The following is a 26,701-nucleotide window of genomic DNA, read 5'->3' as shown; positions in this document are numbered from 1 at the left end:
CGTCCTTTTCTGTGTATTTTCGAGCTCGATGTGGGATGGGTGATCGGTTTCTCTGGTTAGGCCTCTCCTCTCGGGAGCGCCGCGAGTCGGACCCGGGTGCCGGGTGCCGCCTGCGCCAGGAGATCGACATCGCGTTCGGTCACCACCCCGATGACCGGGTATCCGCCGGTGACCGGATGATCGGCGAGAAAGATGATCGGTTCGCCCGAGGGCGGAATCTGGATCGCTCCGAGGGCCATACCCTCACTCGGCAGATCTATCGATCCGACGCTCAGGGGCGGACCGGTGAGGCGCGCTCCCACACGGTCACAGTCTGCACTGACCGTCCAGCTCGTGGTCGTCAGCGCGACCCGATCCCGAGGTGCGAACAAGCCGTCGCGAGGGCCCCAGCGGAACCGCGCCTCGACTGCCCCGACCGGCAGGCGCGGTGGGGTCAGCTCGAGCGGAACGTCGTGCGGTGGCCGAGCCTCCGTCCCGAGCATGAAGTTTGCCCCGGGACGCACCCGGCCGGGGCCGAGTCCGGACAGGCAGTCGGTCGCCGCCGAACCGAAGACCCGTTCGGTCTCGATTCCGCCTTCGATCGCGACGTACGCACGCAGTCCCGTCGCAGGACGGCCGAGCGACAGAATCTGGCCGGCCCGCAGGAGCGTACGCCGGCCCTCCGCCGGGGCGCGGCCGTCGATGTAAATGTCGACTGTGGCACCGGTAACGGCAACGTACCGATCCGCAGACACTGTGATGACGAGCCCACCGAAGGTGTTCTCGAGCGCCGTCGCGCCGTCAGCGTTACCGACGAGACGGTTCGCCAGTGCAAGGCTGCTTCGGTCGGCAGCACCGGAGGCCGTGACCCCGAGGTGCGCGAAACCGGGCCTCCCCAGATCCTGGAGTACGGTGCTCAGACCTGCCTCGATGACGGAGACCTGCGCGAAACCGGTCGCATCGGAAGTGAGCCGACCGGGGTCGGTCAAAGTCGCGGTCATCTACCCACCACCTCGAAGATCACCCGATCGCCTACGGACAGACGGCTGGGGTTGGCGGCACTGATGTCCCACAGAACCTCGGTGGTCGAACCGATCAGATGCCACCCGCCCGGTGTGCCGCCCGGATAGACGACCGTCTGCGTGCCCGCGATGGCGACGAGGCCGGCGCCGACCCGTGGGCGCGGAGAGGGCCGGCGAGGCAATTTCAGTGAGTCCGGCGCGCCGTCGATGTAAGCGAAACCCGGCGCGAAGCCGAAGAATCCGACCCGATGTTCGGCGGCGGCGTGTGCCTCGACGACCTCATCCGGCGTCATCCCCAGTGACCGCGCCACATCGTCGAGATCCTCGCCGTCGTATCGCACCGGAATGACCACCGTTTCACGATCGGGACGCCCAGTCGGCTCGACCACATCGGTGGTGTGCAGGAGATGGCGGATGTTGTCCGCGAGCACCCGCATGTCGGACGACGCGTGCGCGCGGAACATGATCGAGCGTGCGGCGGGTATGACGTCCTCCAGGAGCGCCGACCAGGCCTGCGCACGCGCCGCAACGACGACGGACGCGATCCGGTCGGGAGTGACATCGACGATCCAGGCACGATCGCCCGCGCGGAGAAGCTCGCCGGACTCAGCCATGGCGAGGAGCACCGATCCGGACCAGTGCCACACCGTTCTGTTCCAAGAGCGAACGGGTCTGACGGGCGATGTCGACTGCGCCCGGGGTATCACTGTGGATACACATTGCGATCGTCTCGGCGTCTTCCGGCACCACTGTCGCGGACTGGTTGCACACCGAGTCGACAACGCCGGTGGCGACCATCTGCACGGCGCGTTTTGCTGCCGCCGACGGGTCGAGTACGAGGGCCTCCGGATGCGACCGCGGCACGAGCAGAGCGTCGTCGGTGTACGACCGGTCTATGAAAACCTCTGCATGCGCCCTCAGTCCGGCATCGAGGGCGATGTTCCACAGCACGGTGTCGTACTGACAGAGCACGGGTAGTTCCGGATCGAGAAGTTCGATCGCTTCGACGATTGCCCGCGCATGGCCGTGATGCCGGGCTGCGGTGTTGTACAGCGCGCCGTGTGCCTTGACGTAGGACACCTCCGTCCCCGCGATTCGCGCGAACGCCTGTAGGGCACCTATCTGGTACACGATGTCGTTCACGAGCGTCGGCGTCGGAACGTCGATGAAACGGCGTCCGAAACCGACCAGGTCTCGATACGACACTTGAGCACCTACCGAAACCCCTCGCGCCGAGGCCATTTCACAGGTTCGACGGAGAATGTCGGGATCGCCGGCGTGAAAGCCGCATGCGATGTTCGCGGCAGTGACCTGGCCCATCAACGGCGCCTCGTCGCCGACTCCCCATACCCCGAACCCCTCGCCGATGTCCGTATTGATCGAGACCGTTCGAGTACTCATCAGCTGCGCTCCGCCCAGTACGTACGCATGTCCTCGGCAGAGTTCTCCCATGCGCGGTGCAGACCGGTCTGCCCGCCGTCGATGTGCAGGACGATCTGGCGCGCCAGTTCGTCGGAGTTTCCGTCGGCGAGCGCCTGCACCATGGCCTTGTGTTCGTCTTGCACCCGGCCGTAGGCACACGTCCCGTGTACGTAGTACCGGGAGTACGGCTCCAGCCGGTGATACATCTGCGCGATGATCTCGTAACGCATCGGCAAGCGCGACAATCGATACATGTCGAGGTGGAATGCCAGATTGGTACGCGACCACACATCCGCACCGGTTTCGGCCACACGGTCCATCTCTTCTGCCATCGTCTCGAACCGGCCGATGTCTCGTCGCGAGACCCGATCGGTGACATGCTCGGCGAAGCTCGGTTCGACAAGCCGGCGCAAGTCGTAGATCTCGTCGATCTCGCCGAGGTCGAGCGCGGTGACGAACGTGCCGCGGCCGGGGACGGACCGCAGAAGTCCCTCGCCCGCGAGGGTGCGGATGGCCTCGCGTAGGGGTATGCGGGACACGCCGAACCGATCGGCCAGTTCCTCCTGCACCAAACGGTGACCAGGAGGATAAATACCCTCGACGATCGAGGTCCGGAGCCGGGATGTCAGATCCCCTTCCGGAGACCCGAACTCTTGTGACGTAGGCGACATATTCACTGTATACACTGGATGCAGTGAGCTCGTCCAGCCCAACGGGGTCATCTCACGCGATGTTTACACAGGCGCCGTTCCGCGATCGAGCGGAAAGCCGGAACAACCCCAGGGGTGCAATCTTCGACCCCTGGATGCCTGCTCGACCACCCCTGCGGGTTCCTTACGCGGCGTCCGTTACCGCGAAGACTGGGTTTCGTTCACAGGACACGGAAATTCACACAACAGTCGGGAGAAACACAATGTCCTTCGTCAGCACTCGCACCGCAACCGCAGTCGCAGCAGGCGCCGCCCTCGGGTTCGGCATGCTCGTCGCCCAGAGCGCCACCGCCGCGGCGGCGCCGGCGCAGTCGTCGTACCCACAGGTCGTCTCCCCGCAATCCGACCTCTCCCCGTACCAGGTGCAGGTCAGGGATCGCATCGGCTGCGCGAACGCATGGCCCATGGTCTCGTGCGACGCACCCGACGAGGACGTTCCCCCGCAGGTCACGCTTGTCGAGCCGGGCACCGAGCTCGTCGATCCGGGCACCGAGCTCGTCGATCCGGGCACGTCGTTGTTCGGTCCCGCCGCCGCATCCGTCGAATCTCTGCCTGCCGGCGCCCTGCACCAGGTCTACTACCCGCTCGAACCCGACGACGGGGTGATCTCCCACCCGCTCGATCCCGACATGCCCTGGATGTGACACCTTCGCGGATGTCGCAGCGCATACGCTGGGGCGATGGCGGTCAACCGAAGTCGTAAGGCCCGGGCGGCGCGCAAGCGTCAGCGCCGGATGACGAGTGTCGAGCACGACCTTAGCGACGAGCAGTGGGCAGCGCTGGTGGCGGCGTGGGATGGGTGCGCGTATTGCGGCGCGACCGACAGGCCGTTGCAACGCGACTGCGTGCTGGCGCTTTCCCGCGGCGGGCGGTACACGCTCGACAACATCGCACCGGCGTGTGGTTCCTGCAATGCCAGCAAGTGCAACGACGAGGTCACCGGCTGGTTGCGGCGTAAGCGGCTCGACGAGCGTGCATTCCTGTTGCGCCACATCGAGATCGGCGCAGCGCTGGCGCTGCGTTTCGGCGCAGCACCGGACGCCGGGCAGGCGACCGAACTCGGGACGTCCGAGGCCACGGCCTCGTAACCGACCGGCCACGAACGCGGGCCGGTCGGTTACGTCGCCGGCGGCTACTTGGTGCCGAAGATCCGGTCGCCGGCGTCGCCCATTCCGGGCAGGATGTAGCCGTGTTCGTCGAGTTCGCGGTCGACGGCGGCGGTGTAGATGGGCACGTCGGGATGGGCCTTGTGCAGGGCGGCAACACCTTCCGGGCAAGTCAGCAGGCAGACGAACTTGATGGATTTGGGGCCGTATTCTTTCAACCGCTCCACCGCCGCCACAGCGGAATTGCCGGTGGCCAGCATCGGGTCGACCACCACGACGTCGCGTTCCTGCAGGTCACCGGGCATCTTGAAGTAGTATTCCACTGCTCCCAAGGTCTTGGGGTCGCGGTACAGGCCGATGTGGCCGACCCGCGCGCCCGGCACCACGGTGAGCATGCCGTCCAGGATGCCGGTGCCTGCTCGCAGGATGGAGACGAACACCAGCTTCTTACCGTCGATGACCTTGCCGGTCGTGGTTTCCATCGGCGTCTCGATCTCGATGTCCTGCATCGGGATGTCGCGCAGCACCTCATAGGTCATCAGCGCGGAGATCTCGTTCGCCAGGAGACGAAAAGTGTTGGTAGAAGCGTCCTTACGACGCATCATCGTGAGCTTGTGCTGAACCAGGGGGTGGTCGATCAGGTGTACCGAACCCATGAATCACTCCTCGTCGTCGCTCTAGAAGACCGTGCCGTCACTGACGACGGACAGCGGTGGCAGCCCACCACGCAGGCGCTGCGCGAGTACGCGTCCCGCCGCCCAGGTGCCGCCCTCTAGCACGCACGCCAGCGGCATCCGGTCGTCGTCGACGCCCAGCTGGGCGCGCACCAGCGGCGCCAACTCGTCAAGCAGGGCCACCGTCAGGGCACGCCACTCGACCACCACTTCGTCACTCACCGTCCAGCTACGCGCGGCCCAGGCGGGCTCGCGCAGGCGCAGCACGCCGGTGTCCAGCAGCAGGCCGCCGTTGCGGTATTCGGGCAGGCCGGTCAGCGCCTCGAGCCCCATCACCTGCACGCCGGACCACTGAAAGGGTTCCAGCAACGAGTAGGTCAGCCACTGCGACAGCTTGTGGAACGGCACCCAGCCGTCGGTCAGCCCCGGACCGGATACCGCTTCGTGGCGCCAGCAGTCACCCAGCAGCCGGGTGCCGATGGCATTGCCCGCCGGCCAGATGCCCGACATCGACGTCAGGATTTGCGACAGGATGTCGTGCGCTGCGACCGTCCCCGTGGGCCGATCCGGACCACGCTCGACCAGCACGTCGAACAGACCACCCGGCCGTCCTTTCGGGCCGAACACCTCGGGCTGCGCGGCGAGAGCCTCCCCCAGCCTGCGCAGCACCAGCACGCGACCTTCGAGACCGACCAGCGGGTTGGCCGGTCCGACCTGGAATGCGTCGGCCAGCCGGTCCGCACGCAGCGCGCACAGGCCGTCCGCATCGACCCGCAACGGGTGCGTCGCGTCGCCCGAGAAGATTCCGCTCGTGAACGCGTGCCAGCTCGCCACGCCCAGACCCTCGGATCGAGCGAAGTCCTGCCCGCTCGCCTCCTCGTGGTACTGCCAGTCGGGGCCGGCGCCCGCATCGAGCAGCACGCTGACCACGGCCAGGTCGATCATGGCGCGGGCGCGGGCCGCGGTGTCCTGCTCTCCCAGCCGGGCATCCAGCTCAACCTTGCGGTTCACGCTGCCTGCCTCGAAATGGCGCCAGCGGCTGTGGAAGGGAATCGTCAGGTCCGGGTAACGCGCACGGGTCACGTCCACGACCTCGCCGGCCGCTGCGGGCAGTGCGTCGTCGTGGACGGTGAACCACCGCGACTCCCCCTGCCGCGCGCGCCCCAGCAACTGCTGCGCACGCTCCCGCACGGCAGTGGTCGAGCGCAGTGCCACGGCCGCGCCCTCGGCCCGCCCGGTGTCCAGAACGGGACCGACACCGAGCACGCTCATCCGTCCAGCTCCCTGCCCTTGGCCTTCGCCAGTTCTTCGGCGCCGGGCACTGCTCCCGGTGTGAAGTAGCCGGCCGCCATCTTGGCGTCGATCTCCACCCGCGCGTCGGCCGGGATCAGCTCGTCGGGCAGGTCCACCCGCACGTCGACCTCGATGCCCGAGCCGGTGATGGCGTCGTACTTCATGTTGCTCATCGACACCAGTCGATGGATCTTCTTGATCCCCAACCAGTGCAGTACGTCGGGCATCAGTTCCTGGAAGCGCATGTCCTGCACGCCGGCCACGCATTCGGTACGGGCGAAGTACTGATCCGCCGTGTCGCCGCCTGCCTGGCGCTTGCGCGCGTTGTAGACGAGGAACTTGGTCACCTCGCCGAGCGCCCGGCCCTCCTTACGCGAATAGGCCACGAGGCCCACTCCGCCGCGCTGCGCTCCCTGGATGCATTCCTCGATCGCATGTGTGAGGTAGGGGCGGCAGGTGCAGATGTCCGAGCCGAACACGTCCGAGCCGTTGCACTCGTCGTGCACGCGCGCGGTCAGTTGCACCCCGGGATCGGCCAGGTCACGCGCGTCGCCGAAGATGTAGAGGGTCTGACCGCCGATCGGCGGCAGAAACACCTCCAGGTCGGAGCGCGTCACGAGCTCGGGATACATGCCTCCCGTCTCCTCGAACAGCACCCGACGCAGATCCGTCTCGCTACATCGAAAGCGCTCCGCCACGCCGGGTAGGTGCCAGACGGGCTCTATCGCCGCCTTCGTGACCAGCGCCGCGCCACTGGGCAGCAGGAATCGGCCGTCCGGGACCAGGCGGCCGCACTGCACGGCCTCGATGATCTCCGGCAGCATCACGTGCGCTTTCGTCACCGCGATGCTGGGGCGGATGTCGTGGCCGGCCGCCAATTCCGCGGCGAAGACCTCGGCCACCATGGCACCCCACGGGTCCAGGCTCACGATCTTCCCCGGCTCGCTCCACTGTGGGTACGGACCGATCGCGTCGGTGGGTGCCGTATTCGTGAGGTCGGCTTTGTGCCGGCGCGACAGTGCACCCGACGCGACCGCAAGCGCCCGGTAGATGCTGTACGACCCGCTGTGGGTGCCGACCACGTTGCGGTGGGCCCGATTCGTCGTGGTGCCGACCACCGGACCGCGCTCGGCCGCGGTGGGCGCTCCCCAGTGGATCGGGAGGGAGCCGACGCCACCGCTGTGCGACGTCAATCGGATGTGGCCGGTGGCGCTCTCGGATCTGGCGGACACTGCGTCAGCGGACATGGCGTTCCTCCGTAAGGAAGGCCCGGCGGCACGGCATACCGCCGGAGTGTGTCTCCCGCGCCCGATATTTCCGGTCACTGGAATCCGCAAGCATAGCCACTTGGCGGTGCCGACGTCGGATGTCGAAATCGCGGTCTCCCGTTCGACGTATCAGTAGAAGCGCAGCGAGGAGGTGAGCGCGATGTTGTCGGCACATCTGCTGTCCGGTCTGACCAGTGAAGAAGTCGATCTGATCGTGGCGGAGGAACTGCATCTGCTCGATGCCGCCGCGTGAGATTCTGTCCGTGAGCAACTCGCGCGCACGAAGAACACGGTGAATGCATGAAACACGGCGACGACGAACACGACGCCCTCGGGGCGCAGCCTTTCGCCGTGGCGGTGCACCTCGAAGTCCGTCGCAGCCGTTCCGCCAACGCACACGTGGCCGAGCATCTCCGGATCCATCCGCGGATGCTGGCCCGGCTGGGCGCCAGGCCTCGTCAGCAGGCGCGTGTGAGCCACCGGGGGAAGACCGCACTGTTCACACTGATCCCGGACACCGATCCGACGGCGATCGACACCATCCGGATTGCGGAGTGCGGACGACGCAGGCTCGGAGTGGAGCCGGGACACGCGGTGAGCCTCGACCTTCGATGCATCGACCCCGGCATGACCGAACGCCAGGCCAGGATCGACGGGGAGTTCATCGAGCGTCTCGTCGACGACGGTCACCATCGACGGCTCGCCGTCCTCGCACCGCACGGCGGTGCCATCGAGGCCCGCACCGATCGGCAGGCCGAACAGGTCGTCGACTTACTCGGCTCAGGGAATTCGACGCTCTGGACGTGCAAGGGGTGGCGTCCGGACGGCAACGCCTACTCGGCGTGGCACATCTCTTCGGGTGATCTCAGCGTGCACAGCTTTCCGCTGCTCCGCTCGCTGGCCGCGAGACCGTTCCGGTGGGCGGTGTCGTTCCACGGGTACAGCGGAACCGAGGTCCTCGTCGGTGGTCTCGCCCCTGATCGGCTCCGGTCGGACGTGCGGAACGCGATCGCGCGGGTACTCGACGGGAGCGGAGTCGGTGTGCGCGTGGCCGATCCCGGGGAACGATGTAGTGGGCGATCCCCCGCGAATCTGGTCAACCGCCTGACGGTCGATGCTGCCGGCGGAGTTCAGATCGAGCAGTGCCTGGCGGCGCGGATGAAGTACGGGTCGGCGATCGCCGACGCCGTCAGCGGCGTCTACAAGTCCTGGATCTCCCCCGACCCGGGCGTTGACACCGCACTCCGATTCCTCCCCTGAGGATTTCGCGCCCGGTCACGGAGCCCAGCAAGGCCCGTCCGGTGGCGGGGTGTGCACGTAGCCGGGGTAACAAGGCAAGACCTGCGGAGCAGCGGGCACGGGGGCGGGCGCCGGCGCGGGGGCCTGCGCCGGCGGCGACCCGGGTGGGAGGCACGGCCCGTCCGGCGCCGGAGTGTGCTCGTAGCCGGGGTAGCAGGGCAATACGTCCGGGGCCGAAGCTGCCGGCGGCAGTTGCGGCGCGGGTGGTGGTTGCGGCGCGGGCGGCGGGGCCGGCGTCGGCTGAGCCGCTTCTTGACGGACGGGAGAGTCTTCGGGCTGCGCTTCTGCCTGCGGTTGTTGCGGTTGCGGTTCCGTCGACGGCGACGGCGACGGCGACGGCGACGATGCCGCTACCGCGGTCGGGCTCGTGACGGCCGGAGCGGTGGCCGCGATCGACGACCGGACAGGGCCGGACACGTCGGGCGAGGGTGATCCGGACCCGATCATCACGCCCCCGACGATCGCGGCAGCGACGATCGCCGCCACCGCGAGACCAGCGATCAGGACGCGGCGGTTCCGGTCCTCGGGCGAGGCCGCCGGAGCGACGGCGGCTGCAGACTTCGGCGGTGGTGGTTGCTGTGGTGACGGTGCCGCGGCGCGAGCAGCGGCCGCCAGTTCACCCGCGGACTGGTAACGCCGCGCGGGTTCAGCCGCCGTTCCGCGTGCGATCACCACGTCCATTCCGACGGGCACCGCCGGATTCACCGACGACGGGCGGCGCTGCAATTCGTGTCGGCTCGACGACGGAAAGTACGTGCCGGTGAGGCATTCGTACAACACGGTGGTCAGGCCGTAGATACCGGACGCGGCACCGAGATTCGTCGGCAGCCCGACATCGGTGAGGTAGACGGACCCGTCGTCCTGCACCGACACGTTGGCCGATGTGACGTACTGGTTACGGAGTCCGGCATCGTGCACGGCGTCCAGCGCCGACGCCAACTGCTCGACGACGCCGACGGCGGCGGGGACGTCCATCGCGCCGGAGGACCGGAGCATCGCGTGCAGATTCGCTCCCGGGGTGAGCGGTGTCGCGACGAACAACCGGTCGGCGATCTGCCCGAAGTCTTGTACCGGAATCACATTCGGGTGCCGGATGCGCGCCGCCACGGCGCTGTCTCGTCCGAACCGCTCGCGGTACTCGTCATCCTCGGTTGCATCCGGCGGCAGGGCTCGCACCGCGACGGGCCGTTGGGTGACGGTGTCGAATGCCGCCCACACCTCGCCGGTCGCATCCACCGACAGCTGTCGGTCCAACCGGTACCTGCCGAACAGGGCTCCCACTTGCATCGTCACTCTCCGCCGCTCGAAAATGGCCGCGTCTGCGGAACTGTGCACCGGGCGGTCGGACCGCCTCCACTCGTGAAGTCTAGGCGGTCGTGGCGGATCGCTCGCGCGGGGAACCTTCCGGCACCGCCCTCCCGACGCGGGAAGTTCGCATGCGAACTGGCCGCACCCGAGCGGAAGAACCTGGTCTGGGGTGGGTGCGTGAATTTACGCTGAGCGGTGCCGCCGGGAGCCGGTCGAATCTGCCCCGGACAGGGGTTCGGCCGGGAATGCGTTCACATTCTCGGCCGGATCTCTGCTTCTCGAATGTTTCACCGTTTCCGATTACTCTTTCGGTCCGCACCCTCAATCTACGCGCGCAGTGCGGTCCACCGCAATGCCGTGCACTCATCTATTTCGAATCCCGCGGGACCCTGCCAGCCCAGGTCAGCGTTACGTATCACGAAAAACAGGTATGCCCCCCGGTAGTTCGGCCGATGCCCCACGTACCCAGCCAGGGGATGATGTGACGTGTCTCATAGTCGCGAACCGGGGCTCCACGGCGGCCCGTGCTTCGCCAGTCACGGAAGGTGCCCGCACCGATGAATGCAGTACCGATTACCTGCGGTGACTACGTCACAGCGACCTTCTCGCGCGACTTCGTCGCCGAAGGATTCGACTACGACGCCGTCGAACGCATCCACCACGGCCTGTTCGACGAGTGGGGTCAGGCGCTGGGGCAGTCGGGGCTGTTCACCAATCGCACGGTTGCGACCGCCCTGCACTCCTGGCAGGACGACCCGCACTCTCTTCTGGAGGCACTGCTCGCGGAAGCGGACGAGATGACCCTCAAACGCTACGACCTCGCGTGGGACGCGCTCGACCGAGCCGACCGTGCCGGTTCCGCCGCCCCCGCCGCCGAATACGCGTAAACCGCCACCTTGTCGACCGACCACACCGAAGAACGAGAGCAATGAGCATCAACACGTACCCCACCGTCGAGACCATCCGATTCGGGCCCCGAGGCGACGAATGCCGCTACTGCGCCCAGACCGTCGTCAAGGATGGGCCCGGCTACCGCCACACCACCACAGGGCAGTACCGCTGCGATCCGTCGAGTCGCGCGGCCAAGGAAGCTCGTCTGTCCGACAGCCTCATCCGGAGATAGCACCGACCGGGCCCGATCCTTACCAGAAATCCAGAGCCTGCCCGATCGCGGTGGATTCTGCGTGCGTGGGCCGCAGCGCACCGCCGATGGCGTAAAGGGTGTGGCCTACCGCCGCGACGGCCATGCCGTGAACCCCGACGGGCAGCGGCGGCAGCGACGACCACGTCCCGGCTACCACGTCGAACGCCTCGACGGTCGACAGCACCCGCGTCGGCTCCTCACCACCGACCGCCACGATCCGGCCGTCGATGAACGCCGCACCCAACCCGCCACGCGGGGTCGGCATCGCCGGCAACGACACCCACACCCCCGACACCGGATCGAACCGCTCCACCGCACCGGAATTCTGATCCGCCGCGAGATCGCGTCCACCCACGGCATAGAAATACTTCCCATCCGACACCCCCGCCAGATGCTCCCGCGGAGTCGGGATATCCGCCACGGTCGTCCACTTCGTCCCGTCGAACACCTCCGTCGTCGGCACCAACGCACCGTTCGCCTGACCCCCCGTCACCACGATCCGGTCGCCCACCACCGCCGCGGCCCCGGCCGCCCGCGGCACGTTCAACGGCGGCAGATCCACCCACCGGCCATCGCGTAGCGCAAGCACCCGGTCCGACGTGGTCCCGGTGACTTTCGGACCTTCCGGCACCCATCCGCCGAGTACCACCAACTCGCCCTCGTAGGCGACAGCCATCGCATGATTGAGCGGGACCGGGAGGTCGGGTCCGGCCTTCCACGTGTCGATGGCCGGGTCGTTGCCCTCGACCTTGGGTGTCGACCCCGCGTTGTCGAGGCCGCCGAGCACCCAGATCGTTCCGTCGGCGACGGTCGTCGCCGACTGCTGGCGGGCGATCGGCGCATCCTTCACGGGACGCCACGCCGGGGCCCATTGCGTCTTGCGGGGGGCGATCTGCAGAGCCTCGGACACGGACGTCGATTCTGCGTGTGTCGGCTTGGTGCCGCCACCGACCGCGTACACCGTGTCGCCGACCGCGCCGACCGCCATTCCGTGCCGGGGCGTACGCAGCGGCGGCAGCGACGACCACGTCCCGGCCACCACGTCGAACGCCTCGACGGTCGACAGCACCCGCGTCGGCTCCTCACCACCGACCGCCACGATCCGGCCGTCGATGAACGCCGCACCCAACCCGCCACGCGGGGTCGGCATCGCCGGCAACGACACCCACACCCCCGACACCGGATCGAACCGCTCCACCGCACCGGAATTCTGATCCGCCGCGAGATCGCGTCCACCCACGGCATAGAAATACTTCCCGTCCGACACCCCCGCCAGATGCTCCCGCGGAGTCGGGATATCCGCCACGGTCGTCCACTTCGTCCCGTCGAACACCTCCGTCGTCGGCACCAACGCACCGTTCGCCTGACCCCCCGTCACCACGATCCGGTCGCCCACCACCGCCGCGGCCCCGGCCGCCCGCGGCACGTTCAACGGCGGCAGATCCACCCACCGGCCATCGCGCATGGCCATCACCCGGTCGGAAGCGACGGCTATCAGGTTCTGGCCGTCGGCTTTCCAACCGCCGATCAGAACGGGTTCGTCGTTGTAGGTCACGGCCATCGCGTGATTGAGCGGGACCGGCAGGTCCGGACCGGCCTTCCACGTGTCGATGGCCGGGTCGTAGCCCTCTTGCCGAGCGGAGACGCCGTCGTCGTCCAACCCTCCGAAGACCCACATCGTGCCGTCCGCGACGGTCGTCGCCGTCTGCTGGCGGGCAACGCGGGCATCGGCGACCGGCCGCCACGACGCCGTCGGGTCGACTGCGGGAGATGCGCCGGAATCCCCGGCGGCCGGTGCCGGGGCGCCGGGACCGGACGCTTCTCTGACCACCAGATAGCCGCCGACGGCCAGCGCGAGCACGACGACAAGGGTGAGCACGGTCAGGATCCCGCGTCGAGGTGTGCGGACCGGCGCGGGTGGCGGGGGCGGCGGGTCTGTCGGCGGCCAGAACCACGGGCCCGACGGGTGGGGCTCCGGCTGAAACTGGTGGGTCGGTGCGGTGAACTGCTGCGGGCCGACGATCGCGTCTTCGTGCCCGAACCGTCGGTCGGTACCGTCACCCGCGGCCGGCTGGTGCGGATCGGTGGTGTGCGCGGTTTCCCTGGGCGCCAGAGCCATCGTGTCCGAGCGCAAACCGGTGTTTCGCTGTGCCGCCTGGAGTTGGTGACCGAACTCCTCGGCGGAGGCCGGGCGGGCCGAGGGCGTGGTCGCCATCGCTCTCTCGATGGCGGCGCACACGACGTCCGGGAAGCCCTGGGCGCGCAGGTCCGGTACCGGCTGACTGCTGATCCTTACGAATTGCGCAATCAGCTCCTCGCCGGACCTCCGTTCGAATGCCGCCCGCCCTGCGATGAGCGAAAAGATCGTCGCGCCCAATCCGTAGACATCGGATCGTGTGGTCGGCGATTCACCGTTGAGCACTTCGGGCGCGGTGAACGCCAGTGACCCCGTGAATCCGCCGGTGGCCGTCTCGTAGCCGCCGGCGATGTGTGCAATGCCGAAATCGGTGAGCTGCGGCTCGCCGTAGTCGGTGAGGAGAATGTTCGCGGGTTTGATGTCGCGATGCAGGGTGCCGGTCCGGTGCGCCGTCTCCAGCGCTCCCGCCAACTTCACCCCGATACCGATCGCCTCGGGCCAGGGCAGCGGACCTTCGCGGCGGATCTGTACTGCCAGCGAATCCCGCGGATGGTAGTGCATGACGATGTACGGGCGACCGGCGTCGGTCACGCCGACCTGCAAGATGTTGACGATGTTCGGGTGACCCGAGAGCCCACCCATCGCGTAGCCCTCCCGGAGGAAACGCTCACGATTCCCGGGATCCAGATCCGACGTCAGGACCTTGATCGCAACAATCCGGCCCAGTGACCGCTGCAGAGCGCGGTACACGACACCGAAGCCTCCTCGCCCGACCTCCTCGGCGCCCGCGAACCCGGCGTCGTCCAACTCGGCCACGATCCCGCGGCCCTCTGGGCGGACCGCCGCCCGGGTCGCGTCCGGGTCGAGATCGGACATCGCGGCACCTCGGTTCTGTGATGCAGGGCGACCGGTTTCGTCGCTGATCACGACGGACGACGACTCGAATGTCTTTCTCTCACAATGGCGATGCGCGGAACCTCCGCGCCGAATGCCGGTGGGGTCCACCCTGTAGGCAAAGTATTCGGCCGGCCGGGATCTGCGTCAAGATGACAATTTCACCTCCCTAGGGTGCCTATCGGCAGCGCCAACTTCGTGTGTCGCGCCCCGGCAGACAGGACTCCGAGCACATCGGGTTCTGCTGCCGCCCTAGAAGGTGCCGTCGTAGAACGCGTAACCGCCCGCCCCCGCGGCCTTCGCCCGGTACATCGCCGAGTCTGCCCGGCGAACAAGTTCTTCGCGGGTGCTCTCCGGGTCGGAGAGTGCGACACCGACACTGCCGCTGATCGGCCACTCGAGCGCCCCTGCCCGGTTCAGGTCGGCGAGGCCCCCGGTGATGCGGGCTGCAATCGCTGCAGCCTCCGTTGCACCCGCGACGTGCTCACACACCACCACGAATTCGTCGCCACCGAGGCGGGCGACGGTGTCTCCCGGGCGCACCGCAGCCCTCAGATGGCCTGCGAGAACGATCAGTGCGTCGTCGCCGCCGGCATGTCCGAGACTGTCGTTGACGGTCTTGAAGTCGTCCAGATCGACCAGCAACAGCGCCACCCGCGTGTCACTTCTGCGCGCCGCATCCAGGGCCTCGTCGATCTGGCGGCGGGCCAATTCACGGTTCGGAAGTCCCGTCAGTGGGTCGTGCAAACTCTGGTGGACCAATGCCGCTTCCGCCTCGATGCGGCGAATCGCCGCGGAGAGCACCGCCGTCACCGAGCGCAGAAACGTGAGGTCGCGGTCGGTGTAGTCGCGGGGCCTACGACTGTGCGCGGTCAGCACACCCCACACCGCTTCGGAGCCGAACGGAACACACACCCCGCTCTGCAGCCCCCGACCGCTCATCCCCACCGTGGAGAACCGGGTCTCGGCGATCCGATCGGCGCACACGGTCACCTCCCCGCTGGCGGCGGCGAATCCGGGCTGTGAGCCCGTTCCCGGTGCGAAGGTCGCCGGTGACGGAGCGGGACCCCGATAGGCGAGCACCGTCAGTTCGCCGTCGTCGGACACCCGCGCGATCGACGAGCATTGCACACCCATCAGCGCCGCCGCCGCCCCCGCCGCCGCCAAGAGCAGTTCGTTCAGGTCGCCTGCGACAGCGAGTTGGCTCAGGTCGGCGATCGCCTGCTGTTCGCGGGCCCGGTACGCGGACTCCCCCAGAGCGCGGTACATGCGTTGCTCTTCGTCCTCCGCGCTCCGCCGGTCCTGTGCGATCGAGGCGATCAGCGACGGGCCGCCCGACGCGTGCTGCAACACGAACGTCGAAATCAGCGCCGGGATCGGCTCGCCCGTCACGAAATGGCGAAATTCCGTCAGACCGTTCCACTCACCCCGGTCGGCCAGAGCCGACTCGACCTCACGCGCCTGCACGAGACCGACATCGGTGAACAGCTCCGCCGTCGTCCTGGCGTAGGCGTGCACGGCTTCACCCAGGCCCAGCAGATCGACACCCGCGGGATTGAGATACACGATCCGTCCGGACACGAATTCTGACACGCACACCAGCGTCGGGGCTTGTTCGAGCACCGCGAGCAGCATCCCCGAATCCGGCAGCGACTCCATGGACACTCCCTCTCCTGCGGACCTTCCGTTCCGCACACGCCCGATGACCACCATCCACGATAAGCAGCGCCACCGAACACCGAGGTCGCCACGCATCCGCACAATCGATGCTACGAATTCTTCGGCACGGACGCGGGCGTGGGACGTTGATTCTGCCGTGGTCCAGGTGCACGATCGTGGACATGCGCCGAGCGCGTTGGCCGGCATTCGCGCCGCCGACAGCAGGTGGGACCGCAGTACACGGTCCCACCATCCTGGCGTCCGGAACTCACATCACCCTGGACCTGCTCGGCATCGTCGCCTTCTCGTCCGGAATCCAGGTCCGTCTCGCGCTCACTGCGACCGGGCGCGCCGCCGAACGTGCCCATCACGAGACACGGCCGTTGTCCGATCCGGCGGATGCGGACGCCCAGTGGTCGTATCTGTCGGTGCTGCTGCAACTCGGATCGATCGTGGGCGACGCCGACCCCTACCTGCCGCGGTCCGGCTCGCCGCTGAAGTGGGGCGGGGTTCCCGCGTACCGCACGGAGCCGAACTACTGGCTGGGAACGTGCACGCGCCCGCACGACATCATGATCTCGGCGGGGTGGCCGGAGATCGGCCTCGGGCCGACCTCCGTCACCACACTGCTGGAACCGAGCCCGTCCGCCGTCACATCCGACCGACACGACGCGGGGTGACGGCGGCGAGACTCGCTACACCGCCCGGGTGGCACGATCCTCAGATACGCCGCATCACCGATACCACCTTGCCCAGGACGACGGCGTCGTCGCCGTCGATGACGGTGTATGCGGGATTGCGGGGCTCGAGGTAGACGTGGCCGTTACGGCGCCGGAGCACCTTCACCGTGGCCTCGCCGTCGATCATCGCGGCCACGATCTCGCCCGAATGGGCTTCGTCCTGGCGTCGCACCACGACGACATCGCCGTCGCAGATCGCGGCCTCGATCATCGACTCCCCGCGCACCCGCAGCCCGAACACGGTGCCGGAGCCGACCAGCTCGCGAGGGAGCGTCAGCATCTCGTCGGCGTGTTCCTCGGCGAGGATCGGTGCGCCGGCTGCGATGTCGCCGACCACCGGCACCGCCACGTTTTTGTCTGAGGAGGAACCTCGCTTCGCCTCCGAGAGGAACGGGCGCACGTCCAATTGCCGAGCCATGGCCGCGCCCCGTCGGAGGAAGCCTTTTTCTTCGAGGCTCTTCAGATGCTTGGACACCGACGACGTCGACCGCAGGCCCACCGCGTCCCCGATCTGCCGGGTGCTCGGCGTACATCCGTGTGCCGCCACCCAATCCCGGATCGTTGCCAGGATTCGCTGCTGGCGGGGCGGCAGGGTGGAGGCATCGAGGCCACCGAACATGTCGAGATCGTCGTAATCGGTCACCGAAGAATGGTAGGGGGTGACGGCCGTCGCCTCGAGCACGGTGGGGTTGGGACCAGGAGCGGGTCGTGGTGCACCTGCCGCAGTCGGTGCCCGGATATCCCGCGGAATCCACGACGCCGGGCAACCGCCCCGGCTAGCGTCGAAACTACCCACCCGAGATGGAGGTCCACATGCGCTTGTCCACCCGGAACCAGCTCGCCGGCACGATCACCGACGTCACCCTCGGCAGTGTGATGGCGACGGTGAAGGTGACACTCGACGGAGGCGAGCAGATCGTCACCGCATCCATCACGAAGGAGGCGGTGGAGGAACTTGGCCTGAAGGCCGGTGTCGCGGCGACCGTGCTCGTGAAGTCCACCGAGGTGATGCTCGGCGTCGAGTAGACGCCGCCGGCTCTATTTCACCGCGGTCAGATACGACGACCGCTTCGACAGGCCGGCAAGCTCTTCGGGCAACTCCGGAACCGGCCGCCCATAGGCCGCTGCCAACTCGAGCGGATTGACGCGCTGCACCGACCAGCCACGCTCGGTCAACCATTGCACCGGATCGGCCCGCTCGTCGCCGTAGAACAATTCGGACACGTCGAGGTCACCGAACGGGTCCTTCGGAAAGTACTTCGCCCTGATGGCATCGAAGCGGCGCATATCCGCTCCTGCCGAAAAGTTGTCGACGGCAAGGTGGCTACCCGGTGCGGAGAGTTCGTCGATCCGCTCGAACAACGCGTCGTGCGCCGCGCCCGGGAGATAGGCGGGCAACCCTTCCGCCGACCACGCCGTCGGCTTCCCTGGGTCGAACCCCGCCGCCTCGAGAGCTGCGGGCCAGTCGTCGCGCAGATCGACGGCCACCGGACGACGATCTGCCTTCGCAGTGGCACCGTGCTCGACGAGCACTTCCTCCTTGAACTCCAGCACCTTCGGCTGGTCGACCTCGAAGACCGTCGTGCCCGCATCCCAATCCAGGCGGTACGCCCGCGCGTCCAGCCCGGCGGCCAGGATCACCGCCTGCGACACTCCCGCCGAGGTGAAGAACTCGTCGAAGAACCTCGTCCGCATGCCCATGAAACCCGAGAAGGGTGTGTCACCCAGTGACGACGGATCGGCCAACAGGCCGGTGAAATGCGGTTCACCCGCCGCCTCGACGAACCACGGCGCGAAGTCGTCCCGGATCAACGCATCGGGGCGGACGGTCTCCAGCGCGCGGAACGTCGCCACTCCCAGTGCGGTGAGACCGACGCTGCTGACGATGTCCCAGGTGTCTCCATCGGTTCGCATCACGGACGTACCCTCCCGATCTCGTCGACATACGGATGCGGCATGTGGCCACGACACATCGACGACGGGACCGGGGAATTCATCCCCGGCCTCACGGAACTGCCGGGCCTGCGGGCGCATCGACCGAACGCCGCAAGTCTACGCCCGACGCGCCGGACGCCTGTCCTACGATCTGCGCCCCCGCCCCGCTACAACGACGCAGTCGTGAGCGAAGCGGGTACCGCCGCGATCTCGAACGGCATTTCGATGTGGGCAACCGTCCCGGATCGAGGTCCGGGGTGAACCGAGAAGCTGCCTCCGGCCGCGACGACCCGGAGTTCGTGCGAGGTCAGTCCGATGTGGCCTCGGCTGAGACTCCGGTCGATTGCCTCACGGGAGATGCCGCACCCGTCGTCGGCGATGTCGAGGACCGCAAGCTCACCCGACCGCGTCAGCTCGACCCGCACGGTGCCGGCCTGCGCGTGTTTGACCACATTGGCGAGCAACTCGCGTGCCGCGCTGAACAGCACGTCATCGGCCGAGGTGCGCAGGTCGTCGACCCAGTCCGAGGTGAGCAGTTCGACGTCGAAACCGCCACGCGCCTGGGCAGATCGAGTGAGATCGCCGAGTGCGCGGGCGAGACCGACATGATCGAGCACGGTGGGATGCAGTTCGGAGACGGTGGCCCTGAGCAGGGTCGCGGATTCACCGAGTGCGTGGGTGATGCGATCGACCGCCTCCGGATCGGCGCTGCCGGTGAGATCGTCGAGATCCATCTTCGCGGCCAGGACGTATTGGAGGGCGCCGTCGTGAAGTTGCTCGGACAATGCCCGGCGTTCACGCTGTTCGAGACCCATCAACTCCGCGAGCAGCGCGGTGCGGTCGCGGACGAGGTGACCGATCGTCAGCACCCTGGACCGTTGAATTCGGCTGAGCATGACGGCGCCCGCGCAGAGAACCGCGAGAGCCATCGTGCTGAGCAGGATGGACGACCAGGGTTCTTCGTTCGAGGCCATCGTAGCCCAGCTCGAGGCCAGGAACACCAGGACCGTGGGGGCCACGACGGAAGCACAGACACCCGGCCGTAGTTGCGTGCAGGCCAGGAGCGGGATCACGAACAATCCGTTACTGAGAATGTCCGCGGTCCAACTCTGTTGTGCCGCAATACCGGTCAACAGTGTGAGACAACCGATCACCGCGAGGTCGACGAACAATGCGAGCCAGATCGCGTTCACCGGCCCCGGGCCGCCTCGTCGAGTCCACAGGGCGAGCCCGACGGCCCAGAGTGCGTAGCAGATCAGGATCGCCAGGCACACCCCCGCATCGTGCATGGGCGGGACGAACAGAAGCGTCAACGCGATGAAGAGTGCGAGCACGCCCCGGAGCACGATTTGCAGGTGAACCCCGCGATACGCGTGCTCGAGGATGATCCGCTCGAGATCCGGGCCGGCGCCGAGATCTGCGGGTAGTACCGATGACTCAGCCATGGGGTGGCCTCCTCGGGCGGGCGACTCCGACAGGGAGACGTGGGGGCGTCAACCGCTGGACCTGCGACAATGCACAGATTCTAACACCGCCCCGGGAGTGAACCGGGGCATGCGATCGAGGAAAACCGGCCGTCACCGGACACCGCCGTACAGCCGACTCCTCGGGTCGATGCGGCACGGCGCGCGGGTATTCGTGGGAACATCTCATCCGATCGGTCCGGACAGAGAGGGGTGTAGCGCATGACCAGGATCCGACTTCGGCCCGCCGTGGCGCTGGCAGCGATCGCGGGTGCCTCGACACTGTGGCTCGCGGCCTGCGCCCAGGGTGCGTCGCCGACCGGCGGCACCGAGTCGGCCTCACCCAGCTTTCCGGCCGAGGCACCGGGGACGGAAGCTGTGGTCAACGGCGTCGACGCGAAACAGTACGCGTCCAGCGACCCGGACAGTGCTGCCTACGGCTTCGTCACCCCATCGGGAAAGTGGTTGTGCGCGATCATCCCCACGAAGAAGATGGCCGGCTGCGCCTCGCACCCCACCGCCGGGCCACTGGAAGTTCCGGGGGTTCCGCCGATCCCCTCGCCGGACGGCGGCCCGCCGGCCGAGGCGAACATCATCGCGGTCGAGTCCGGGAAGGAGCCGGGCTTCCAGAACTCGAACGAGGCACTCTTCCCCGGCAACCCCAACGTCCTCCCCTACGACACCACCCTGGCGTCCGACGGATTCAGTTGCAATGTGCAGTTCTCGGGAGTCTCGTGCAGAGACGATGCAACGGATGACGGCTTCACCATCTCGACCAACGGCTACACGTTCGACTACACCCCGATACCTGTGTTCGTTCCCAGCGAAAGCCCGGCGCCGATGGCGCCCACCGTGGCCCCGCTCCCCCAGCAGGCGGGCGGATCGAATCAGTGTGGTCCCGTTGTCTATCCGGCGACGGGTAAGCCGGCGACCGTGGTCGTCGTGAAGGGAACACTCCGCTGCGACGAAGCGCACGCGATGCTCACGAAGTATTTCGCCGCCCCCGACAAGAGCGAGCCCGTGTACAGCTTCGACGGATGGGAATGCCGCCTCACGGGGGATCCGGAATCCGCGCAGATCGGCTACACGATCAACTGCACCGACGACAAGGGAAACACCGTCGTCGCCCAGCCGTGAGATGCCCCCGGCATTTTCGGTCTCCCACCGACCGCAACAGTCGACGCACACTGGGACTTCCCCGTACGCCGGCCGACCGCCACCCCTCGGCGTTCGCGGACCTTCAGGACTGGACTTCCTGTTGTGTCGTGTTGTGCTCGTGGATGAGTCGGAGGGCCCGGTCCCGGTCACGGTGGTCCAGGGCGTCGACGAGGTCGGCGTGCAGTTGCTGACGGTCGGCGATGTATTCCGACAGGGGCCTGTCGCCGACGGGTTCGACGGACACGGTGTGCGATTCGATCAGATCGAGCAGACTCAGGTAGATCGACTTCAGGATGGCGTTGGGGCTCACCCGGGCGATGGCGGCGTGCAGTTCCCAGTTGGCCCGGACGAAACCGGTCGCGTCGCCGGCGTCGGCGGACTGCTGCATGACGTCGAGAGCGGTCCGCATGCGAGCGATGTCGACGGCCGAACTGTGATCGAGTGCGTCCTCGATGAGTAGTGGGTCGAGGGCGTCACGGATGCGGACGGCGTCGGCGACGTCGCCCTCCGCGGCGTCGAGGGAGAGGATGGAATTTCCGAGGCGGGCGATCGGGGTAGGCGACGCCGCGAACAGTCCCCCGCCGGGTCCCGATCGAACCGTGATCACGCCGCGCGACTGCAGAATCCGCAGAGCTTCGTTGAACGTGCCCTTCGCGACGCCGCACTGTTCCTGAAGTTCTTTCTTGGTTCCGAGGCGCGCACCGTGCGGTGCCTGCTCCGCGAGCCGGCCGATGGCCAGCGCCGCCTGCTCGGTGCGGCTCAACGATGCGTCCATCATCATCCGCTGCGCGAGATCGGTCATCGTGTCCTCGTTTCGTCGTACTGCCCCCGTTGACAAGCGCATCTTCGTGGCCGGCGCAGCAACCCTATTTTACCGCATTGAGCATGCTCGATAGGGATTGATTAGCCCAGACCTCTTGACATGCGAGGTGGGTCACAGCATTCTGAATCTATTAAACATGCTCAATAGGGCTGAATTGTTTCCCTATTGCACTCGACTCCGAGGAAGAGCAACGAACATGCAGGACAACACCCACGATGTCGTGATCGTCGGCGCCGGACCGGTAGGGCTGGCGCTGGGGCGAATGCTCGGCCTGCGCGGCCACGACGTGATGATCCTCGAACGCTGGCCCCAGCCGTACCCGCTCCCCCGGGCCGTCCACTTCGACGACGAGATCGGCCGTGTCTTCCAGTCGATGGGTCTGACCGCGGCGGTCAGAGGCATCTCCGAGCCGGTACCCGACTGCTATGAGTGGCGCAACGCATCCGGTGAGGCACTGGTACGGATCGACTGGTCCGGGACCGGCGCGAACGGCTGGCCGACGGCGAGCTTCTTCTCCCAGCCGCAGCTCGAAAAGGTGCTGGCCGATGCGGTGACGTCGATGCCGAACGTCACCCTGCTCCGCGGCGCCGAGGTGGTCGGCATCGATGAGGGAGCCGAGGACGTCGTGGTGACGTTCACCAGCACCGTCGTCAAGCAACGCCAGGCGCGAGCCCGTTTCGTGATCGGCTGCGACGGCGCGAACAGCTTCGTCCGCGAGCGGATGGGTGCGACCATGCACGACGAGGGCTTCTTCTTCGACTGGCTGATAGTCGACACCGTTCCACTGGACGACGTCGAGTGGGCGCCGCAGAACTGGCAGCTGTGCGATCCCGCCCGGCCGACGACGGTCGTGTCGGGAGGACCGGGCCGCCGCAGGTGGGAGTTCATGCGGCTGCCCGGCGAGACACGGGAAGAGCTGAACACACCGGAGAAGGCGTGGGAGTTGCTCCAGGCGTGGGACCGGACGCCGCAGAACAGCGAGCTCGAGCGGCACGCCGCCTATACATTCGCCGCGCGGTGGGCGGACCGGTGGAACTCCGGCAGGCTCGCCATCGCCGGTGACGCCGCGCACCAGATGCCTCCCTTCGCCGGGCAGGGCATGTGCTCGGGTGTCCGCGACGCGGCCAACCTGTCGTGGAAGCTCGATCGCGTCCTGCGCGGAGAATCCGACCTGGGGGTGCTCGATTCGTATACATCCGAACGCGGCGAACACCTGCGGCACGCGATCACGATGTCGGTGGAACTCGGGCGGGTCATCTGCGTTCTCGACGAGGAGAAGGCCGCTGCACGTGACGCCCGCATGATCGCCGGCGAAGCGGACCCTGCCCGCGTCCTGCCCGTCGCGGCGTTACCTGTGCTGGGCCCGGGAGTCACCGACGAAGCGGGAGGACTTCGCTGCACCCTCGCACCGCAATTCCCGGTGCGGTCGGCCGAGCAGCACGGCCTCCTCGACGAGTTCACCGGATACGGTGCTCGCCTCCTCGTCCGATCGGACCTCCCTGCAGCAGAATTCGACTCGGGGATGTCGGACGACCTCGACGGGGCCGGCATCCAGGTGATGACCCTGGCCACCAGCGGCGCACCGGACCTGCACGACACCACCGGCAAGTGGGCAGCGTGGTTCGATGCGAACAAGATCGCCGCCGTCCTCGTACGTCCCGATCACTACATATTCGGCAGTGCACCCGACGCCACGGGCGTCCCGGCACTGGTCGCCCGATATCGCGACCGGCTTCGGATACCCACCCCGACTCACCCCACGCTCTCGACCGCATAAGCACACCGATCCACCGAATACACACCAGGAGAACTAATTTCATGCGTATCGCCAATATCGACAACCGCGCCGCACTCGTGATCGGAGACGAGGGCGCCGAGCGAGGCGTCGACCTCGCCCGCGCCTCGCAGGGCCGCTTCGGCCCCGAACTGCCCGCCGTGTACCAGGTGTGGGGTGACGTCACCACCTGGGTGTCCGAGCAGGACCTCGCAGCCCTGGCCGACGACGGCTTCCCGATCGACCGGTCCCTGCTCGGGGCACCCTCACCCGCCCCGCGGCAGGTCTTCGCGGTCGGACTGAACTACCACGCCCACGCCGCCGAATCCGGATTCGAATCCCCCACCCACCTGCCGCCGGTCTTCACCAAATACGCCTCGTCCTTCACCGGCCCCGACACCGACGTGATCATCCCCGCCGGCGGCAACGTCGACTGGGAGGTGGAGTTGGTCGCCGTGATCGGCCGGGAAGCCTCCGGGATCGGCGAGGCCGACGCGTGGGCGCACATCGCCGGACTGACTGTGGGACAGGATATTTCCGAACGCGTGTCGCAGCTCCGCGGCCCGGCGCCGCAATTCGGGCTCGGCAAGTCCTTCTCCGGCTTCTCCCCGCAGGGCCCGTGGCTGGTCACCCCGGACGAGTTCGCGAACCCCGACGACCTCGAACTCGGCTGCACCGTCGACGGCGACCAAGTGCAGAAGGGACGCACACGCGACCTGATCTTCCCGGTCTCCAAGCTGATCGCCGCCCTCTCCCACACCGTCACTCTCTACCCGGGCGACGTCGTCTTCACCGGCACCCCGGCCGGGGTCGGCGTCGGCCGCGATCCGCAACGGTTCCTGCAGGCAGGCGAAAAGCTCGACAGCTGGATCGAGGGAATCGGTCAGCTGCACCAGCGTTTCGTCGCCGACCCCCACGCGAAGTAGGGAGCACCGCTCATGGCACTACACGGACTGGGCAAGGTCACCGTCGGCGTCCCCAACGTCGACGAGACCGTCGCCTACTACACCGACTTCGGACTCGAGCACCGCGGGCGCGGGGTGTTCGCCACCCGCAACGGCGGCGAACAGCTCGAGATCGTCCACGCACCCACCCGGCGGCTGGTCGAACTGACCGTCGCGGCCGACGACCCCGACGACATCGCCGCGATCACAACGCGACTGAACGGGTTGGGGCTGACCGCCGAGCAGGGCGGCACCTCGGTGCGGGCCGTCGAACCCGTCACCGGCACTCTGGTGCGGGTAGAGGTCCGGCCCCGGATCGTCATCGAGCCCGCCGTACCCGCAACGCCGTACAACGGGCCCGGCCGGATCGACCGCTGGGGTCGTGCCCCATTCCTGACCCGCACCGGCTCGGTGCGCCCCCGCAAACTCGGGCACGCCGTGATCGGATCCACCGACCTCGAGGCCACCATGAGGTTCTTCACCGACGGCCTCGGGTTCAAGGTCTCCGACTACATGGGTGACAAGGCCGCATTCCTTCGGTGTTCCGTCGAGCACCACAACGTGCTCGTCATGGCCGCGCCGGTGAATTTCATGCACCACACCAGTTGGCAGGTCGACGACATCGACGAGGTCGGGCGTGGTGCCCACGCGATGCTCGACGGCAACCCGGAACGCCACATCTGGGGCCTCGGCCGCCACTACGCCGGCGCGAATTTCTTCTGGTACCTCAAGGACCCGGCGGGGAACTTCTCCGAGTACTACTCGGACATGGACACCGTTCCCGAGGACGAACTCTGGTCCCCGGAGGTGCTCCACGGGCTGCAAGGCCTTTACGCGTGGGGCCCACCGCCCCCGCCGTCGTTCCTCGAACCCGACGACCTCGCCGCTCTCATGACCGGAGCCCACTCCAGCGCCGGGTGACGTCCTGAGGGTTCGGTGCGGGGCCGGGGTCGCCAGTCGATCCCGGCCCCGCCGTTGCACCCGCGCATTCGGTTTGCCGACATCTGAGAGGTTGCTGCGATGGACGCAGACACGCCGTCACCGGGCACGGTCGTCGGCCGCGGCCGCACCGAAGATTCGTCGCGGTGGTCGGATCAACCTGCACCAGCCCCCGGCCCTGACCGAGCTGACCTGGTTCCAACGCGAACTCGGCGAACTCGATGCTCGGGTTCCAGGCGGCCGCAGCCTCTGCCTCGACACTCTTCATCAGGTGAACGACGTCGTCGACGCGGGCGAACGCGTCCAGCTCCCCCTGCTCGACCGGATGCAGACCGCCGCCTCGTTCGCCGCGAAGACGTCGTCGAAGTCGTCACCCGCGTCTTCCGGCACGCCGGCGCCTCCGCCATCCTCGAAGACAGCGTCCTGGCCAAACTCGTCCGGGATCTGAACACCATCTCCGCCCACGGCGTGATGTCCGAAGCCGGCTTCGAGAGCCATGCCGAGTTCATCCTCGGACTCCAAACCGACGACAACCGCCGGATGGTCTGAACGACGAGCACGCCCTGACCTACGTTTACGAGATCGCGCCCCGGGGAATTTCGTAACCAAAAGGGACGATGCGCAATGTCGAAAACCGAGACCCCGAGCCCGTCGCGGCCGGCCCGAAGCTTCCTGGACCGGCGCCGCGGCCCCTCCGACCGTGAACTCTTGACCTCCGCGAAGGCCGTGCTCATCACCAGCCGCGGCTACAGCGACGCCCAGGCGTTCGACGAACTGCTGGATGTGGCACGACGGCACCACCTCTCCGTGCAGGCCGCAGCCAGGTGCCTGATAGATCTGACCAGCAACACCAGGCACCTCACGAGTCGCCGCCCGGTCAGCTTCCCCGAGTGGGAGGGACTCCGCGGAGAGCCGTCACGGCACCACCACCGTCCGTCACAGCGAGTAGGCAGCCTGCAGGGACGGCACCATCCGCATCTGGCGACGCAGATACGACCCTGATCGGGACG

The 26,701-nt window shown here is 67.4% G+C and carries 27 protein-coding genes; 13 read left to right on the top strand and 14 right to left on the bottom strand.

Features of this window, described 5'->3' with window-relative positions:
- Window positions 1–56 precede the first annotated feature (56 nt).
- The 4 genes from ACFTWF_RS15870 to ACFTWF_RS15855 are packed head-to-tail and all read right to left on the bottom strand — an operon-like array spanning window position 57 to window position 3,094.
- Entirely contained in the window at window positions 57–980 is a 924-nt protein-coding gene (locus ACFTWF_RS15870; RefSeq protein WP_378462156.1) for a biotin-dependent carboxyltransferase family protein, read from the bottom strand.
- Window positions 977–1,615, bottom strand: a complete 639-nt coding sequence (locus ACFTWF_RS15865) for an allophanate hydrolase subunit 1 (RefSeq protein WP_378462155.1) — start codon at window positions 1,613–1,615, stop codon at window positions 977–979. Before ACFTWF_RS15865 ends, ACFTWF_RS15870 begins: the two co-directional genes overlap by 4 nt.
- Entirely contained in the window at window positions 1,608–2,402 is a 795-nt protein-coding gene (locus ACFTWF_RS15860) for a LamB/YcsF family protein (RefSeq protein WP_378462154.1), read from the bottom strand. The genes ACFTWF_RS15865 and ACFTWF_RS15860 overlap by 8 nt, the downstream gene beginning before the upstream one ends.
- A complete protein-coding gene (locus ACFTWF_RS15855; RefSeq protein ID WP_378462153.1) occupies window positions 2,402–3,094 on the bottom strand; it encodes a GntR family transcriptional regulator in 693 nt (230 codons plus the stop codon). The genes ACFTWF_RS15860 and ACFTWF_RS15855 overlap by 1 nt, the downstream gene beginning before the upstream one ends.
- Window positions 3,095–3,336: 242 nt before the next feature.
- On the opposite strand from ACFTWF_RS15855, the gene ACFTWF_RS15850 reads away from it, so the two are divergent.
- Together ACFTWF_RS15850 and ACFTWF_RS15845 are read left to right on the top strand one after the other, a co-directional pair.
- Window positions 3,337–3,777 carry a hypothetical protein gene (locus ACFTWF_RS15850; protein WP_378462152.1) on the top strand — a complete coding sequence of 147 codons (441 nt, stop codon included), beginning with the start codon at window positions 3,337–3,339 and terminating at the stop codon, window positions 3,775–3,777.
- A 90-nt stretch (window positions 3,778–3,867) separates the two neighbouring features.
- Window positions 3,868–4,221, top strand: a complete 354-nt coding sequence (locus ACFTWF_RS15845) for an HNH endonuclease (RefSeq protein ID WP_378462363.1) — start codon at window positions 3,868–3,870, stop codon at window positions 4,219–4,221.
- 44 nt (window positions 4,222–4,265) lie between these two features.
- Here the strand turns inward: ACFTWF_RS15845 and upp are convergent, their stop codons facing one another.
- Genes upp through ACFTWF_RS15830 form a run of 3 tightly spaced genes read right to left on the bottom strand, consistent with a single transcriptional unit; the run spans window position 4,266 to window position 7,453 of the window.
- Entirely contained in the window at window positions 4,266–4,895 is a 630-nt protein-coding gene (gene upp, locus ACFTWF_RS15840; RefSeq protein ID WP_378462151.1) for a uracil phosphoribosyltransferase, read from the bottom strand.
- A gap of 21 nt (window positions 4,896–4,916) precedes the next feature.
- Window positions 4,917–6,185: a URC4/urg3 family protein gene (locus ACFTWF_RS15835; protein WP_378462150.1), complete on the bottom strand. Its 1,269-nt coding sequence runs from the start codon at window positions 6,183–6,185 to the stop codon at window positions 4,917–4,919.
- Window positions 6,182–7,453 carry a GTP cyclohydrolase II gene (locus ACFTWF_RS15830; RefSeq protein ID WP_378462149.1) on the bottom strand — a complete coding sequence of 424 codons (1,272 nt, stop codon included), beginning with the start codon at window positions 7,451–7,453 and terminating at the stop codon, window positions 6,182–6,184. Before ACFTWF_RS15830 ends, ACFTWF_RS15835 begins: the two co-directional genes overlap by 4 nt.
- Window positions 7,454–7,774: 321 nt before the next feature.
- Here ACFTWF_RS15830 and ACFTWF_RS15825 point away from each other — a divergent pair, with 321 nt between their 5' ends.
- Window positions 7,775–8,734, top strand: a complete 960-nt coding sequence (locus ACFTWF_RS15825) for a poly-gamma-glutamate hydrolase family protein (protein ID WP_378462148.1) — start codon at window positions 7,775–7,777, stop codon at window positions 8,732–8,734.
- Between the two features lie 15 nt (window positions 8,735–8,749).
- Here ACFTWF_RS15825 and ACFTWF_RS15820 read toward each other — a convergent pair whose 3' ends face one another.
- The gene (locus ACFTWF_RS15820; RefSeq protein ID WP_378462147.1) at window positions 8,750–10,060 is read right to left on the bottom strand and encodes a serine/threonine-protein kinase; all 1,311 of its coding nucleotides are present in this window, start codon (window positions 10,058–10,060) and stop codon (window positions 8,750–8,752) included.
- Window positions 10,061–10,638: 578 nt separating this feature from the next.
- Here ACFTWF_RS15820 and ACFTWF_RS15815 point away from each other — a divergent pair.
- On the top strand, window positions 10,639–10,968 hold the full coding sequence (locus ACFTWF_RS15815; RefSeq protein ID WP_378462146.1) for a hypothetical protein: 330 nt from the start codon (window positions 10,639–10,641) through the stop codon (window positions 10,966–10,968).
- A gap of 41 nt (window positions 10,969–11,009) precedes the next feature.
- Window positions 11,010–11,204, top strand: a complete 195-nt coding sequence (locus ACFTWF_RS15810) for a hypothetical protein (protein WP_185724012.1) — start codon at window positions 11,010–11,012, stop codon at window positions 11,202–11,204.
- A 19-nt stretch (window positions 11,205–11,223) separates the two neighbouring features.
- Here ACFTWF_RS15810 and ACFTWF_RS15805 read toward each other — a convergent pair whose 3' ends face one another.
- Together ACFTWF_RS15805 and ACFTWF_RS15800 are read right to left on the bottom strand one after the other, a co-directional pair.
- A complete protein-coding gene (locus ACFTWF_RS15805; protein WP_378462145.1) occupies window positions 11,224–14,238 on the bottom strand; it encodes a kelch repeat-containing protein in 3,015 nt (1,004 codons plus the stop codon).
- Window positions 14,239–14,508: 270 nt separating this feature from the next.
- Window positions 14,509–15,915 (bottom strand): diguanylate cyclase domain-containing protein, encoded by a 1,407-nt coding sequence (locus ACFTWF_RS15800; RefSeq protein ID WP_378462362.1) that lies wholly within the window; start codon window positions 15,913–15,915, stop codon window positions 14,509–14,511.
- A gap of 182 nt (window positions 15,916–16,097) precedes the next feature.
- Here ACFTWF_RS15800 and ACFTWF_RS15795 point away from each other — a divergent pair, with 182 nt between their 5' ends.
- Window positions 16,098–16,595 carry a hypothetical protein gene (locus ACFTWF_RS15795; protein WP_378462361.1) on the top strand — a complete coding sequence of 166 codons (498 nt, stop codon included), beginning with the start codon at window positions 16,098–16,100 and terminating at the stop codon, window positions 16,593–16,595.
- A 40-nt stretch (window positions 16,596–16,635) separates the two neighbouring features.
- Here the strand turns inward: ACFTWF_RS15795 and lexA are convergent, their stop codons facing one another.
- The gene (gene lexA / locus ACFTWF_RS15790; RefSeq protein WP_378462144.1) at window positions 16,636–17,298 is read right to left on the bottom strand and encodes a transcriptional repressor LexA; all 663 of its coding nucleotides are present in this window, start codon (window positions 17,296–17,298) and stop codon (window positions 16,636–16,638) included.
- Between the two features lie 170 nt (window positions 17,299–17,468).
- On the opposite strand from lexA, the gene ACFTWF_RS15785 reads away from it, so the two are divergent.
- Window positions 17,469–17,681, top strand: coding sequence for a molybdopterin-binding protein (locus tag ACFTWF_RS15785; RefSeq protein ID WP_378462143.1), 213 nt, complete (start codon window positions 17,469–17,471; stop codon window positions 17,679–17,681).
- 12 nt (window positions 17,682–17,693) lie between these two features.
- Here the strand turns inward: ACFTWF_RS15785 and ACFTWF_RS15780 are convergent, their stop codons facing one another.
- Both ACFTWF_RS15780 and ACFTWF_RS15775 read right to left on the bottom strand, forming a co-directional pair.
- Window positions 17,694–18,569, bottom strand: coding sequence for a class I SAM-dependent methyltransferase (locus ACFTWF_RS15780; RefSeq protein WP_378462360.1), 876 nt, complete (start codon window positions 18,567–18,569; stop codon window positions 17,694–17,696).
- A gap of 188 nt (window positions 18,570–18,757) precedes the next feature.
- Window positions 18,758–20,035: a sensor histidine kinase gene (locus ACFTWF_RS15775; RefSeq protein ID WP_378462142.1), complete on the bottom strand. Its 1,278-nt coding sequence runs from the start codon at window positions 20,033–20,035 to the stop codon at window positions 18,758–18,760.
- 240 nt (window positions 20,036–20,275) lie between these two features.
- On the opposite strand from ACFTWF_RS15775, the gene ACFTWF_RS15770 reads away from it, so the two are divergent.
- Window positions 20,276–21,190 carry a hypothetical protein gene (locus ACFTWF_RS15770; protein ID WP_378462141.1) on the top strand — a complete coding sequence of 305 codons (915 nt, stop codon included), beginning with the start codon at window positions 20,276–20,278 and terminating at the stop codon, window positions 21,188–21,190.
- A 103-nt stretch (window positions 21,191–21,293) separates the two neighbouring features.
- Here the strand turns inward: ACFTWF_RS15770 and ACFTWF_RS15765 are convergent, their stop codons facing one another.
- The gene (locus tag ACFTWF_RS15765; protein WP_378462140.1) at window positions 21,294–22,013 is read right to left on the bottom strand and encodes a FadR/GntR family transcriptional regulator; all 720 of its coding nucleotides are present in this window, start codon (window positions 22,011–22,013) and stop codon (window positions 21,294–21,296) included.
- Between the two features lie 157 nt (window positions 22,014–22,170).
- On the opposite strand from ACFTWF_RS15765, the gene ACFTWF_RS15760 reads away from it, so the two are divergent.
- From ACFTWF_RS15760 to ACFTWF_RS15740, 5 genes are all read left to right on the top strand, one after another.
- Complete coding sequence (locus ACFTWF_RS15760) at window positions 22,171–23,811, top strand: bifunctional 3-(3-hydroxy-phenyl)propionate/3-hydroxycinnamic acid hydroxylase (protein WP_378462139.1); 1,641 nt, start codon at window positions 22,171–22,173, stop codon at window positions 23,809–23,811.
- A 41-nt stretch (window positions 23,812–23,852) separates the two neighbouring features.
- Complete coding sequence (locus ACFTWF_RS15755) at window positions 23,853–24,734, top strand: fumarylacetoacetate hydrolase family protein (RefSeq protein WP_378462138.1); 882 nt, start codon at window positions 23,853–23,855, stop codon at window positions 24,732–24,734.
- Window positions 24,735–24,746: 12 nt separating this feature from the next.
- Window positions 24,747–25,673 carry a VOC family protein gene (locus tag ACFTWF_RS15750; RefSeq protein ID WP_378462137.1) on the top strand — a complete coding sequence of 309 codons (927 nt, stop codon included), beginning with the start codon at window positions 24,747–24,749 and terminating at the stop codon, window positions 25,671–25,673.
- A 99-nt stretch (window positions 25,674–25,772) separates the two neighbouring features.
- A complete protein-coding gene (locus tag ACFTWF_RS15745) occupies window positions 25,773–26,240 on the top strand; it encodes a hypothetical protein (protein ID WP_378462136.1) in 468 nt (155 codons plus the stop codon).
- Window positions 26,241–26,315: 75 nt separating this feature from the next.
- Window positions 26,316–26,693, top strand: a complete 378-nt coding sequence (locus ACFTWF_RS15740) for an ANTAR domain-containing protein (protein ID WP_378462135.1) — start codon at window positions 26,316–26,318, stop codon at window positions 26,691–26,693.
- The last annotated feature ends 8 nt before the right edge of the window (window positions 26,694–26,701 follow it).

Origin of the sequence: Rhodococcus sp. NPDC056960 (assembly GCF_042674125.1) — a bacterium.
GTDB lineage: Bacteria > Actinomycetota > Actinomycetes > Mycobacteriales > Mycobacteriaceae > Rhodococcus_F.
Note: the sequence above shows the minus strand (reverse complement) of the source record. Positions and strands in the feature narration are given on the sequence as shown.